The following is a 13752-nucleotide window of genomic DNA, read 5'->3' as shown; positions in this document are numbered from 1 at the left end:
GGAAAAATGGCTGTGCCCTTTAAAACTTGCGATTTTGAGCCGCATGAAATAAAGGCACGGAATTTTTCGCATCCTTGCAAAATCGGTCAACTACATATAACCGTATTATGGACAACCAAAAAGAAGTCATGCATTTTACAAACAGAAGGAATAAAAGCCAAACCATCTTGGCATAAAAAAGCAATATTTCCACTGTGCCCTATTTGAACAGAGAAGAAAATATTGCATAAGTTTACTTATAATTGTTTAAGTCAGAAAAATAATTTGCATTATCGCAAGAAACAGCCCGCAAGCCAATGGGAACAGCTTTAAAAATACATAGCCGTTTGAACTATCTGAAAGTTTTTCCAGTGGATCTTTGGCAGGCGAGCCTAAAAAGCGGATAAAGCGATTAAATGCGGACTGTCGATCAGCAAGCTTTTTTATTGGAATTTTGACATTATAATGATCAAGCATTTTCTTTAGCTCTTCTTCATTTTTAAATTCCTCTTTCATGCTGGAAAGCCTCCTTTAAGTCAATTTTCAGTACTTGAATCGCTTTATGTAGACGAGATTTTACTGTACCTGTTGGAATATTTAAAATTAGGGCAATTTCCTCCAATGGCAAATCCTCGTAATAGGCGAGCAAAATAACGGCTCGCTGTTTATCAGGAAGTTTGGCAATGGCATGTTGAATGACGAGCTTTTCTTCTGACTCCACATTTTTTTTCGGCAGAGGAATCAAAAAAGGCAAAAGTGTCTGCCACCGTTTTCTTCGATTCAATTTGTTGATTAAAATACGGTACGCTGTTTGAAATAAAAACGACTTCACCGTGCCGAGTGACGCATCGTACATGTGCTGCTTCTTCTGCAATGTTTCAAATGCATCATGAACAGTGTCGATGCTGATTTGCTCCTCTTTCGTATAGCGAAACAAAAAGCAATACAGCGGTTCGTGAAGTCGTTCGTATAACGTGCCCAATGCCTCCGTATTACCTGTCTGAACCTGCTGCATCAATTCTTCATTCGTCAATATCATGGACATCACCGATATGAGCTTTAATGCTTTTTAGTGTAGCGGAAATTCTCGTCACTAAATATGCCACCGTTACAATGACCCAAACTTGAGCCTGATTTGTAAAAAATTGAACGAATGGATTTTCAACTGTTTCTCCGCGGAAAGTAAGAAGCATATTTAAAGCCTGAACGCAAAAAATCGTATAAACCGCCAATACAAGTGTAAGCGTATCAAATACATTCCAGCGCAAATAAATCGTCGTTTTTTTATAGTTGATTTTCCCGTTCTCCCTAACGATATATTTTCGATCGTAAGGAATCATAATGCCAAGAATAATGATTATCCCTATCGTGCCAACGATAAGAGAAATAATAAAGCCAATATCCATTTTGTTCAATCCTATCTTAAATAGATTTTTCTAGCCACTATACTTAAGCAAACACAAAGAATGGTTAATATAATGCTATATTGGTAAAAAGGCAACCATGTATGTTCATTTAAATTTAACTGGAACTGCAAAGTATCATTCAAATACAGCATCGGATTCCATATTAAAAAAATATAATAATCTTGCGGCTGTTTTCCGCCAATCGTTAAAAAGAGGGAAGACATCGTAATCGAAAACATAAAAACAAGCATAACAGGGACAAGCATGCTTTGTGCAACTTTCCCGTTTTTCACGATGCCGGCTACGATAAAGCATAACGGATATATGGCAAGCAGCACAAAATTGCATATTAGCATAATCGAAACAAAAGCGGTAAATGATAGCGCAATAAGGAAGGAATAGCCGATTAATAGCAATGCCAATACAATGTTCATTAAAAGAAATACACCTAAACCCATACCAATAAAATAATTCGACGGTGATATATTAGTTCGTTTCAGCCATTGGATTGTATTGTTTGCTTTTAAATCCGCCAAATAAATTGTGGCGCTTGAAAAAGCGAAGGAAAAAATCAATAGCATAATCGATATTGGGAAAAACTGGCCTTTAATCATAAAATCCAATGTTTCAGGACTATTTTTCAAAGCGAGTGTGCATATCCATGAACAAATGATAAATATGAAGGCGGGAAGCAAATTCCCGATAAATACTCCAGCATTGCGAACAGATTCCAGCATAAAGCTTTTTGCTACTTGTAAAATCATTTGAATCGACCTCCGAATAATTGTCCTGTCACTTCAAAATAAACACCTTCCAAGCCTGGAAATGTAGGGTTATGATATTTCCTGACAAGATCCGCCGCTAAACCATGCTCGATAAATTGTCCGTCTTTCATAATATAAACATAATCAAATAAATCTTCGAGTCCTACAATTTCATGACTTATTATAAGAAGACATTTATTTTCTTGCCGTACTTGATTTTGAAGGAAACCGAGCAGTTGCTTCTTCTTTTTTAAATCCAAATCCGCAAATGGCTCATCCAATAGTACGATCGGTTTATTGATCAAAAAAGCCAAATATAGCGAAAGCGCTTTTCGTTGCCCTCCGGAAGCGTTTTTTATTAATGTGTTTTCATATTGGACAATATCCAAAATATCGTACAGCTCCTCAACGTTTGAAGGTTTTTCAATTAGTTGTGCAAATAAGCGGATCACTTCCTTCACCTTTAAAAATGAATAACTTTCAAAAAATTGATATTGCAGTGCGGTTAAATTGGCGACATCATCTTGTTGCTGTACCCGTATGGAACCCCGGTCGATTTTTTCGTCCCCAGCAATGCATTTCAGCAATGTGGATTTGCCTGCACCATTGTCGCCGAGCAACAAATAGCATTGGCCATAGTGAAATGTAGATGAAATTCCTTTTAAAACAGTATGACTTTCATAAGATTTCTCGACTTTTTCTAATACTAACAAATTAATGACCACCCTTTTATAAATGTTTTCAATAACTATACAAATGGGAAGAGCAAAAAGTTCATTTTTATTTTTAATAATTTTAAATTTTATGGAATTAATGCGTATTGTTGTATTTGGTTAATGAGGAACAAAATGGAATGGGGAACGTTAATAATTACGGGAGGCAAAAATTGGTTGGAAATAAATATTCTTAAGAGGTGGTTTTTTTGAGTTCGGAACAATTAATAAATGTAAGCAGTAACTTGCTTCTAAGCGGTTTTATATTGCTGTTGATCGCGATTGTGCCGCTTGGTCTTTCAGTAAAGTCGAATAAAAAGGTATTTGGCATGGTTGGGATGCTTCTTACTTATTTATCCTTTTTGCTGCAGCTTGGCTATTTTATAACGAGATGGATTGCTGTCGATCATGCACCAGTCAGCAATATGTTTGAATTCATGACATTTTTCGGAATTATGCGTGTAGGAAGCTTTATCCTTATTTATCATATGTATAAACAGGTTGTCGTCGGCTTATTTGTTATCCCGGTTTCATTGATCATCATTGGCTATGGCAGTGTATTTACAAATGAGGTTTCGCCATTGGTACCTTCCTTAAAGAGTAATTGGCTTGCCGTTCATGTCATTACTGTTGCTTTATCGAGCGCAATTTTGTCGCTTTCTTTTGCTACAGGCATTATTTATCTTTTAAAAGTCCTCGATGTAACAAAAAAGACGTTAAGTTCACGCGCGCTTGAATTTGTTTTGTATTGTTTAGTTGTCGTTGTTGGATTCATTGGTGTTTCTACTGTATTCAGTTTTACAAGGGAGCCGCTGACAGTTGAATATATTGATGTACAGGGAAAAGAAAGCAAAGCGATTTATGAAATGTATCCAATCATCGCAAACGACAATGAACAAAGTGCAGGGCTATTGATGATATCAAATAAAATCGATGCATTAAAATTAAATTCCATAGTGTGGGCTTTTGCAATAGGGACGCTTTTATACATAATCATTCGCCTATTGATGAGAAAAAGTTTATGCATACTATTAAAACCGCTCACAAAACGCGTCAGTGCGAACTTAATGGATGAAATTTCATATCGGGCAGTAGTGATTGGCTTCCCATTATTTGCAATGGGTGGTCTATTATTTGCGATGATTTGGGCACAGCTCGCATGGGGAAGATTTTGGGGTTGGGATCCGAAAGAAGTGTGGGCACTTATTACTTTCCTGTTTTACGCTGCGATGCTCCACCTGCGTCTATCAAAATCGTGGGAAGGCGAAAAAACGGCATGGATGGCCATTATTGGATTTGGAATCATCGTTTTCAATCAAGTATTTGTCAACTTAGTTATTGCGGGGCTACACTCGTATGCTTAAGCAAAAGATGTAGCTTAAATTAACTATGCAGGCCTGCTCAAAAAAGTTTGGGCAGGTTTTTGTTCTATATACAAAAAGATTATTGAAAAATATATTTTAGAAGGGGCGATAATTAATGGATTGCATATTTTGCCACGGTATAAAGGAAGAACAAGTATTATTGGAGACAGGGAATTATATTGTAGTTTTTGATATTGATCCAATACAATCAGGACACTTGCTCATTATTTCCAAAAGACATTTTGAGCATATTAGAGAGGTTTCCAAAGAGCTTCTAATTGAATTATTGGATTTGAAAAAGAAAATAATTGATTTGCTGGAGAAAAGTTTCGGAATTACGGGCATAAGCATTATTCAAAATAATGGTGCAATAATGGACGAGGGGACACATTTCCATGTCCATTTAATTCCTAGATATTCAGATGATTTGTTTTGGGAAAATCAAGCGGTTATTGAACATCCTATTTCGACGACAGATCTTTCAAACAAACTGAAGTTATTAAAATAGAAGTGCCGTGTATATATGGAATTGAAAATTTGTAAAGGATGATTTCTGAAAGGAGGAAACGAATTGCAACAGCTATTGGAAGAAGTGAAAGATTGGACCCTCAAGTCGGATAAGCGATTATTGATCGGCATTTCTGGGCATGGAGCCGCGGGTAAAAGCACGTTTGCTTCTGATTTGAAAAATTTGCTGAATCCTGAAGAAACGAATCTGTTCACTACAGATCCTTATATAATCGCTTCTGAAGTTCGCAATCATACGATAATGACTTACAACTATGAAAATGAAGAGCATCGATATAAAATGACAGCTTGTCATCGAGCGGCACATCATCTGCCTTCATTAGAAAGAGATGTTCAAATGATTAAAGACGGAGCAGGTTTTTTCACAATTGATGCACATTATGCAAGAAGAGAATGGATGTCTCCGGAAAATCGAATAACGATTGTTGAAGGGATGAGTGTAGCGTTTATTGAACCTGAACTTTTTGACTTATTGATTTACTTTTTCACGGATGGAGAAACGGAATTTCAAAGAAGGGCTGTTCGTGATATAAACGAAAGGGGCATGCAGATGGAGAGATTGCGTCACTCGCACCACGAAAGGCGCATACAGTACGAACTGTTTATGCATCCATATCACCGGGATTTTGATATAATCGTCAAAAATTCAAGTGAGATAACATATTTAAATTCACAATTCAACCGATCCACTTAAAGTCGATCAATTTATAAAAATGCAGCTAATATTTATAAAGCTAGATTTTTTTTATTGAATAAGTAATTCTCCCGCATTATTTTATAGTTTTCTATTGAGCAACTCCTCGTTTGTTTCAATTATTACGTTTGCCCATGTTATGAATAGATTTATAGAAATAGGGTAAAAACGTAATGGAGAATGGTTGCGTTCTATCATTCTCGTGAAACTAGCTATTTTTTTGAATGAGGAGGATTTCAGTTGAAAAATAACGAAAAAATTGAACAACTAAAACAGTTTACTACAACAGATGAGGGACAGCCGTTAACGACAAACCAAGGATTGAAGTTAACTAATGATGAGCATTCTTTAACATTAGGCGAACGCGGACCAACATTAATGGAAGACTTTCATTTCCGTGAAAAAATGACGCATTTTGACCATGAGCGCATTCCTGAGCGCGTTGTTCATGCAAGGGGTTCAGCTGCCCATGGTATATTTGAAAGCTATGGAGATGCTTCAGATATAACGATGGCGCATTTTTTAGGTGAAAAGGGCCGGCAAACGCCTGTATTTGTTCGATTCTCGACAGTAGCAGGTTCACGTGGCTCAGCAGAAACTGTTCGTGATGTGCGGGGATTTGCAACGAAGTTTTACACGGAAGAAGGAAATTATGATTTGGTCGGCAATAATATTCCGATCTTTTTTATTCAGGATGCGATTAAATTCCCGGATTTAATTCATGCAGTAAAGCCGGAGCCGCATAATGAAATTCCTCAAGCGCAAAGTGCACATGATACATTTTGGGACTTTGTCGTAAGCAACGAAGAGACCGCACATATGACAATGTGGCATATGTCAGATCGTGCTATCCCAAAAAGCTTCCGCCAAATGGAAGGCTTTGGTGTAAACACTTTCCGATTTGTTAATGCAGACGGAGAGGCCAACTTTGTAAAATTCCATTGGAAACCAGTGTTGGGCGCACATGCTTTAGTATGGGACGAGGCTCAAAAAATTGCAGGTAAAGATCCGGATTTTCATCGCCGCGATTTATATGACAATATTGAAGCAGGGAATTATCCGGAATTTGAGCTGGCGGTTCAATTAATTCCGCAAGCGGATGAATTCAACTTTGATTTTGATATTTTAGATCCTACAAAAGTATGGCCAGAGGAGCTTATCCCGCTGCGTAAGCTTGGGAAAATGATACTCAATCGGAATGTCGACAACTTCTTTGCGGAAACTGAACAAGTGGCATTCCATGTAGGGCATGTTGTGCCAGGAATAGATTTTTCAAATGACCCATTACTGCAAGGACGTTTATTCTCTTATACAGATACACAGCTTATCCGTTTAGGTGGTCCGAATTTCCATGAGCTGCCAATCAACCGTCCAGTATGCCCATTCCATAATAATCAGCGTGATGGCTATAGTCGTATGACAATTAATCGGGGCCGTGTGTCGTATGGTAAAAATTCTTTGCAGAAAAATACCCCGCATGTCGTTGATCAAAAAGACGGGGGCTATAAACATTACGAGGAAAAAGTGGAAGGACGCAAAGTGCGGGCACGTAGTGCATCCTTTGAAGATCACTATTCGCAAGCACGCCTATTTTGGTTAAGCCAAACAGATGATGAGAAGCAGCATATTATTAATGCATTCAGTTTTGAATTGGGGAAAGTAGAAACAATTGAAATCCGCAAAGCTGCAGTGGATATGTTTGCCCGCGTTGACCGGGCAATGGCTGAGCAGATTGCACAGCGAATTGGTGTTACTCCTCCATCTGATACGATTGCTCAAGTTGCCGACCAGCCACCATCAGATGCACTTAGTATGCTGAAAAATCCGGTGCAATTTTTAAAATCCAAAAAGGTTGGTATTATTGTAGATGCAGGCAGCAATATAGAGGAGTTTATTACTCCATTGGAAGATAAAGGAGTTACTGTCGAATTAATTAGTAATAAACAAGGGAAAATAGGCGAGCGTGAAATTGATCATACGCTGGATACGGCATCACCTGTACTTTATGACGGATTAATTGTATGTGCTACATTTACGGATGTAGTGGCAAACCGTAAAGTACAAATGTTTGCAGATGAAATATTTAATCATTATAAAGCCTTAGGTTATGTTTCGTTTGAAAGTATGGATAAATCTTATGCAAATGCGCCGGGTGTTGTGACAGCAATTGCAGAATTTATCAATGCATTAAAAATAGGTCGTCATTTTGACCGAACAGATGCAACAGGGTGAATACAAATATAGAGCAGCGAGTGTGTTAAAGGCCGAAATGGAGCCCTTAACACGCTTTTTTGTATATATTATTTTTCCTATAAAGATGGGTTGTCCTATTAGCGTTAAGGGGAGGAAAGATGTTGTCGATGTTAGTTATACCGGCAAGCTGTTTTAGCTTTAGGGGCTATTTCAAGTTATTTTTGTGCGGTGTTTATATTTGAAAGCGAACAATTTGAGCATTACAAGTATTGTATGTTGAAAAATTATGAAAATCCTTCTGTGCATATAGAAGGTTTTGTACCGAAATTTATTGTAATTTGAATTTAGCGGTGCATGCAGTAGTTCAGTTATTTCCTATTTATCTATATAAGGTTTTGAAAAATTCATCTGTCACCTCTGAAATGAAACTTTTCATATTGGCTGCATGTGTTGTCCCGTTCTCTGTATTCTGTGATATGACCCTTATTAGATTAACAAATGTTTATAAAGGATATTGAGTTCCCTCTTTAATATTAAAAGCAATCCAAAATTATTTATTGAAAAATTGGCTAAAGAAATTTGTAGTCGATTTTTTTATGTAGATAATGTCATATATAATTGACAAAATTAAATTATATATTACAATTTAGTTGTGAGACATTTTTTCCTTAATTCGTCTTGTCGCAAAATATCCGTAAAGTGACATCACCTTTTTGAAAGGGGGCATTCAATTGAAAGAGGTTCAAATAAAAAACAGCGTTAAACTGCGTCGAACTGAGCTCGGAAATTTAACTCAAGGAGATTTAGCAAAGCAGATTGGTGTCACTAGACAAACGATGAATTTAATCGAGGCTCAAAAGTATAATCCAACAATTAAAGTATGTTTATTAATTGCGGATGCACTTGATACTTCGATTGAAAAGCTATTTTGGATGGAGGACGAAGAATGAATAAGTTAATTTCCTATGTACCAACTCTCTGTTTTTTTTTAGTAATCTTATTTATTGAAAGCACGTTATTAAAATGGCTACTTTTAGCTGGAATAAGTTGTTTAATCATATTGGCTAAATACAAGCGCAGTAAAATACAAAACGGTGAATTTGAATTTGATGACCGAGTAAATGCCAATATTTCAAAATGGTCATTACGCAGTATGATGCTGCTGAATGCATTATTAATACTGATTTTAATCATTGATAATCAAGGGGTTTTTAAAATGGACTTCAATATAGAAATGATTTTAGTGTATTTATTGATAACACTGTGCATTCCTTTCTATATTGTACCTGCCATAATCAAACACTATTAGGAGGAATCTGAAATGGAAGTAAATCTGATAATAATAGGGTTGGTGTTTTTAGTTATTGGCTTTTTAATTGGTGTTAAAAAATTAACATGGTTATTAGCTGGATATAATGAAAAAAGAGTAAAAGATAAAAATAAATTAGCGCGACTTGTCGGAAGTACATTTGCTGTTTTAGGAGCTGGGTTAGCATTTAGTGGATTTGCTGGTCTAAAACAGACAGAAATGATTTTAATGGTGGCGGTTGCGATTATTCTACTTGAAGTTGTTTATGTAAATGCGAAGATGGTCGAGTAATTATATGTTTGATTAACGAAAATAACCGGAGAAACTGATGATTTTTCAAATGTTGGAATCGCCTATTTAGGTGGGGAAATCCTAATTGCCTGCCTCTATTAAAGAAATCTTTACGATGCATTTATTAAAAGGCAAGTCGCTAAAAGAAGAGGCGAACGGATTGATGAAACACATCTGCCGGTCTGGCTTTAAGCATGGCCTATGTGTTAAACAAACGGAGGAAGTTTGCGGTTTATTTGGCAGGCGGTTCGATAACGAGATCAGTAATTTCCCTTTTAATCAAGATGAGGGCAATAATTTCAGTCAAGGATAGCTGTTCATTTTGTGATCGATTTTGGCTTTGCACATTCTTATACGATTTTCCCGACAAAGAAGCAAGCATAAGTATTGAGTTTACAAGCCAAAAACCCGTCAGCCCTTATTTCATAAGGTTGCCGGGTTTTGATTAATGGAGCAATTAAGCTGCAAATGCTCAATTATTACTTGAATATTTCAGTTAACGCTCTTCCATCTGTATCCGGAAAATCCAAATTTAATATATAGGCAATCGTAGGAGCGATATCTACGACACATACTTCACCGATATCCGAGCCAGCTATTACATTGCTGCCCGAAATAATCAAATTGCTCGTATAATTTGGCTTATTCGGCATATATCCGTGTGTCGCATATTTTTTGCCGATTGCATGCAAATCAACGACAGCTTCCTGTAGATGATCATCTTCAAAAGCATAGCCTTCTCTCGCTTCAATCATATAGCGGAATTGTCTGCTCACATGAAGCTCATTCAATTTTTCTGTACTTAAAATCGCTTCAATTCCGTAAGCTCCATGCTGTGCTGCATTGTCTAGAATAGAAAGCGCCAATTTCTCCGCCTCTGCATCTCCTTGCTGTAAATGCAAATATGCGGCTCCTCCAGCACCTTGTATATATGCCCGCCATTGCCATTTCCCGTTATGCTCATAAATTAGTCCTTCATCATAAAACAAACGATTTAAATACGCTTTATATTGGACATCCAGCTGGCTATGATCGCCGACAATAATAAAAGTCGTCTCATCGTAAATGTCCGCATCTTTTGCAGCTTGAACTAAATCACCTATCCGGCGATCCATCCGATCAATGACATTTTCGATTTGCGGATTTTTCGTGCCATGAATATGTTTCGTGTCATCAAGATCTATTAAATGCATAAGCAATAAATTCGGTTTTTTCTTTTTGATCGTGTCGACCGCGCACAACGTAGTGAAGTCGTCTAAATAAGGCTGTTCGATCCCTTGCCGTACTTTCCCATACTTCATTTCCATTGTTAGTGTAAATAATTTACTGCCGCTTTTCAAAATTTTTAATGCTTGGTTTTCATTTTTTACGGCTTTAATTTCCGGAATATTATAATTGATATTTGCATTTCCGGAAACGGGCCACAGTAAGCCTGCTGTTTTGAGTCCTTTTTTGCCGGCAGCCTCATACACGGTTGGCTCTTGAATATCCCGTCGGAACCAATGCCAGGCTTGATCATTTTCAGGAACAAATGGCTGGAACGGATTATTATGGAAAACACCGTGCTTATTCGGATAGACACCGGTCACATAAGAGCTGTGGATGACATAAGTAAGCGTAGGGTATACACTTTTTAAAGAGTCTGTGGAAGCCCCGTTAGCGATTAACTCTGCCAAATGAGGCTTCGATTTCGCGCTTTCCCAGTTATCTTTGGAAAAAGCGTCATACGAAATGACAATGACATACTTGCTTTTTGGCTGCATAAATATCACCTTGCTGTTTTGGTATAATCGTGTGCGTCTTTTGGAAGCATTAAAAAGACTATAAGACCGATGACGAATAATGGGATAATCGATAAAATGCTATATCTTGCTTCCCCGGTCATCGTCGTTGTAAGGGCCATTAAAAATGGTCCGATAATCGCCGCGAACTTTCCGAAAATATTGTAGAAGCCGAAAAATTCATTTGACCGTTCTTTTGGAATGATTTTGCCATAGTATGACCGGCTAAGCGCTTGAATGCCACCTTGTGCAGAGCCGACTAGAATGCCGAGCACGAAAATATGCCACATTTCGGAAATGAAAAACGCAGCAATACATGAAATGACGTATGTCGTAATACCGACAATGATCATTGTGCGCGTCGAATATTTCTTTGCAAGGGAACCATATAAAAGCGCACAGGGAAATGCGACTATTTGAATGACAAGCAAAATGGCCAACAGCATGAATGTATCCAGTGAATTCTCACCTAAAACGCTTGTAGCATAAGGTACGACCATTTTTATAATCGTATCGACACCATCTATATAGCAGAAATAGGCAATTAAAAAAATAAATACAATTTTATAATCTTTAATTTGCAAAAATGTCTGTCCTAAACGTTTAAAGCTCTGGCTCACCGGATTTGGCTCTTGTTCAATGTAGTGGCGCTGCTTCACGTCCTTTATCATAGGAATCGTCAGTAGCCCCCACCACAATGCGGTAATGAAGAAACCGATTTGATAGCCAATCGCTGCATCCATTCCCATCATTAATATAACGACCAAACTGATGCCAAAAGGAAGGACACTTGAAATATAGCCGAACGCAAATCCGGATGAGGAAACCTTATCCATTCTTTCGTCTGTCGTCACATCTACTAAAAATGAATCATAGAAAATATTCGCCCCGGCAAAACCAATGCACGACAATATATACATGACGATCAGCAATTGCCATTGACCGCTTTCAGGTGAAATAAATGTAAAGGAAAGGGTGGAAAAAATCCCGACGAGCGCAAAAAATGTAAAGAAGCGTTTTTTCTTGTCTTTATAATCAGCAAATGCCCCTAAAATGGGACTGAGCACTGCGACAAAAATACTGGCAAGGGAATTGAAATAGCCTAGATCCATATTGTTGGCTCCATTGAACATCCCAAATACGATCGGAAACAGTGCAGTAGTAATGGCCATCGAATAAGCCGAGTTCCCGCAATCGTACAATATCCATGATTTTTCCTCTTTTGTAAGCTTCATTTGAACATGCCTCCTCATCTTTTATTTTCCGCAATTATACCATTATATTAAAATCAAATAGTATTAAGAGGCGGAAAATTCACATTAGTGAAATATTATTTACGAAAATTATGTATAATGGGAAAGATGTCCAATCGAAACAGACGGAGGCAAGCTATGCAAAGAATCATCCAGTATTTTCATCCACTCGTATGGATTATTTTAAGCGGGACTGTTTTTGTTAGAACGGCCAGTTTTATGGCAATCCCGTTTTTGGCTTTATATTTACATAACGAGCTTCAGGCATCACCGCTGCTAATCGGTGTAACGCTCGGTGTCGCACCTTTATTTTCAACATTTGGCGGCTTTATTGGCGGTTATTTAACGGATCGCTTCGGGAGGAAAATCGTCATTACGGCAACAGTCTTTATATGGAGTTTGACATTCATCGGTTTTGCGTTGGCATCTTCCGCCATTTATTTTGTTGTCCTTAATGCAGTGAATGGGTTGTGCCGTTCTTTTTTTGAGCCGGGGACACAAGCATTAATGATTGATTTTACGGAAGACGCTAAAAAAAGACGTTTATTTTCGGTGCGTTATACGGCGATTAATATTGCCGCGGTAATCGGTCCTTTACTCGGTGTATGGGTGGCAAGCCTATCAAGCCCGTCTACACCTTTTATGATTACAGGCTTCATGTATGCGTTGTATGGAATGTTCTTATTGTTCATTTTAAACCGATACGAAATGAAGCAACGAAAACTAGGCGCCAATCAGCGAGTGCTCACGATTGTCAATGCGGTATTGCATGACCGTAAGCTATTGCTTTTTATTGCAGGAGGTATTTTAATTACGCTAGGCTACTCGCAATTTGATTCCACATTGCCGCAATTCATAAATATGAATGTGGAGGATGGAGTGAGGCTTTTTTCATATGTTATCGTCGCTAATTCGATTACTGTACTTACATTTCAGCTGCCATTGACAATGCTGAGCGAAAAAATCTCAATTTATGCTTCGTTGAAAATTGGGGTCGTTATTTTTGCGGTCGGCTTGTTTTTATTTGGAGTCTCCCTTAGTCCGTGGATGTTCATTGCGAGTATGGTTGTGTTTTCGGTAGGAGAAATTTTTTCGTTTCCTATGATGAATGCAGTTATTGAAGAAATTGCGCCCGAAGATCAGAAGGGGACATATTTAGGGGCAGCCCAGTTCAAAAATATCGGAGGCTTTATCGGGCCTATTTTAGGCGGCTGGCTTTTAACATCTTATATTGATTATATGTTTGGGGTTATTTCTTTTATTATATTATGCAGTATTTTTATATACAATCGCGCACAGAGGCTGACGTGAATTAATTTGAAAGAAGGGTAAGTATTAAAGACATAGGGAAATCTCATGAGCTGAACAGAATATGGGAAACTTCCTTTTTGTAAAACTTGATTAATTGTACGTGGATATATACAATAAAATCTTTAAACATAAAATAAGTGATAGAGAAATCCGTTGAATAGGAACA

15 protein-coding genes are annotated in these 13752 nt (G+C 37.6%); 8 read left to right on the top strand and 7 right to left on the bottom strand.

The window, feature by feature from the left end:
- Positions 1-246: 246 nt before the first annotated feature.
- From ACTHOQ_RS00650 to ACTHOQ_RS00630, 5 genes are read right to left on the bottom strand one after another with little or no spacing between them, the layout of a single operon-like run.
- Positions 247-495 (bottom strand): hypothetical protein, encoded by a 249-nt coding sequence (locus ACTHOQ_RS00650; RefSeq protein ID WP_440493724.1) that lies wholly within the window; start codon positions 493-495, stop codon positions 247-249.
- Entirely contained in the window at positions 479-1024 is a 546-nt protein-coding gene (locus tag ACTHOQ_RS00645; RefSeq protein ID WP_440493842.1) for an RNA polymerase sigma factor, read from the bottom strand. Before ACTHOQ_RS00645 ends, ACTHOQ_RS00650 begins: the two co-directional genes overlap by 17 nt.
- The gene (locus tag ACTHOQ_RS00640; RefSeq protein WP_440493723.1) at positions 1002-1385 is read right to left on the bottom strand and encodes a group-specific protein; all 384 of its coding nucleotides are present in this window, start codon (positions 1383-1385) and stop codon (positions 1002-1004) included. The genes ACTHOQ_RS00645 and ACTHOQ_RS00640 overlap by 23 nt, the downstream gene beginning before the upstream one ends.
- Before the next feature lie 11 nt (positions 1386-1396).
- Complete coding sequence (locus ACTHOQ_RS00635; RefSeq protein ID WP_440493722.1) at positions 1397-2149, bottom strand: ABC transporter permease; 753 nt, start codon at positions 2147-2149, stop codon at positions 1397-1399.
- Entirely contained in the window at positions 2146-2862 is a 717-nt protein-coding gene (locus ACTHOQ_RS00630) for an ATP-binding cassette domain-containing protein (protein ID WP_440493721.1), read from the bottom strand. The genes ACTHOQ_RS00635 and ACTHOQ_RS00630 overlap by 4 nt, the downstream gene beginning before the upstream one ends.
- A 209-nt stretch (positions 2863-3071) precedes the next feature.
- On the opposite strand from ACTHOQ_RS00630, the gene ccsB reads away from it, so the two are divergent.
- From ccsB to ACTHOQ_RS00595, 7 genes are all read left to right on the top strand, one after another.
- Positions 3072-4226, top strand: coding sequence for a c-type cytochrome biogenesis protein CcsB (gene ccsB, locus ACTHOQ_RS00625; RefSeq protein WP_440493720.1), 1155 nt, complete (start codon positions 3072-3074; stop codon positions 4224-4226).
- A 115-nt stretch (positions 4227-4341) separates the two neighbouring features.
- A complete protein-coding gene (locus ACTHOQ_RS00620) occupies positions 4342-4734 on the top strand; it encodes an HIT family protein (protein ID WP_440493719.1) in 393 nt (130 codons plus the stop codon).
- 63 nt (positions 4735-4797) lie between these two features.
- Positions 4798-5448 carry a uridine kinase family protein gene (locus ACTHOQ_RS00615; RefSeq protein WP_440493718.1) on the top strand — a complete coding sequence of 217 codons (651 nt, stop codon included), beginning with the start codon at positions 4798-4800 and terminating at the stop codon, positions 5446-5448.
- A 240-nt stretch (positions 5449-5688) separates the two neighbouring features.
- Positions 5689-7680 carry a catalase gene (locus ACTHOQ_RS00610; RefSeq protein WP_440493717.1) on the top strand — a complete coding sequence of 664 codons (1992 nt, stop codon included), beginning with the start codon at positions 5689-5691 and terminating at the stop codon, positions 7678-7680.
- A 692-nt stretch (positions 7681-8372) separates the two neighbouring features.
- Complete coding sequence (locus ACTHOQ_RS00605) at positions 8373-8591, top strand: helix-turn-helix transcriptional regulator (protein WP_440493716.1); 219 nt, start codon at positions 8373-8375, stop codon at positions 8589-8591.
- The gene (locus ACTHOQ_RS00600) at positions 8588-8950 is read left to right on the top strand and encodes a hypothetical protein (RefSeq protein WP_440493715.1); all 363 of its coding nucleotides are present in this window, start codon (positions 8588-8590) and stop codon (positions 8948-8950) included. The genes ACTHOQ_RS00605 and ACTHOQ_RS00600 overlap by 4 nt, the downstream gene beginning before the upstream one ends.
- A gap of 12 nt (positions 8951-8962) precedes the next feature.
- Complete coding sequence (locus ACTHOQ_RS00595) at positions 8963-9241, top strand: DUF3784 domain-containing protein (protein WP_440493714.1); 279 nt, start codon at positions 8963-8965, stop codon at positions 9239-9241.
- Positions 9242-9720: 479 nt separating this feature from the next.
- Here ACTHOQ_RS00595 and ACTHOQ_RS00590 read toward each other — a convergent pair whose 3' ends face one another.
- Complete coding sequence (locus tag ACTHOQ_RS00590) at positions 9721-11004, bottom strand: alkaline phosphatase family protein (protein WP_440493713.1); 1284 nt, start codon at positions 11002-11004, stop codon at positions 9721-9723.
- Between the two features lie 5 nt (positions 11005-11009).
- Positions 11010-12257 carry an MFS transporter gene (locus tag ACTHOQ_RS00585; RefSeq protein WP_440493712.1) on the bottom strand — a complete coding sequence of 416 codons (1248 nt, stop codon included), beginning with the start codon at positions 12255-12257 and terminating at the stop codon, positions 11010-11012.
- Positions 12258-12413: 156 nt separating this feature from the next.
- Between ACTHOQ_RS00585 and ACTHOQ_RS00580 the strand changes: the two genes are divergently transcribed.
- The gene (locus tag ACTHOQ_RS00580) at positions 12414-13586 is read left to right on the top strand and encodes an MDR family MFS transporter (RefSeq protein ID WP_440493711.1); all 1173 of its coding nucleotides are present in this window, start codon (positions 12414-12416) and stop codon (positions 13584-13586) included.
- Positions 13587-13752: the final 166 nt, after the last annotated feature.

The sequence above is a fragment of the Solibacillus silvestris genome (assembly GCF_051967575.1).
In the GTDB taxonomy this organism is placed as follows: Bacteria; Bacillota; Bacilli; order Bacillales_A; family Planococcaceae; genus Solibacillus; species Solibacillus silvestris_B.
This window is presented reverse-complemented; position numbering and strand designations above follow the sequence as displayed.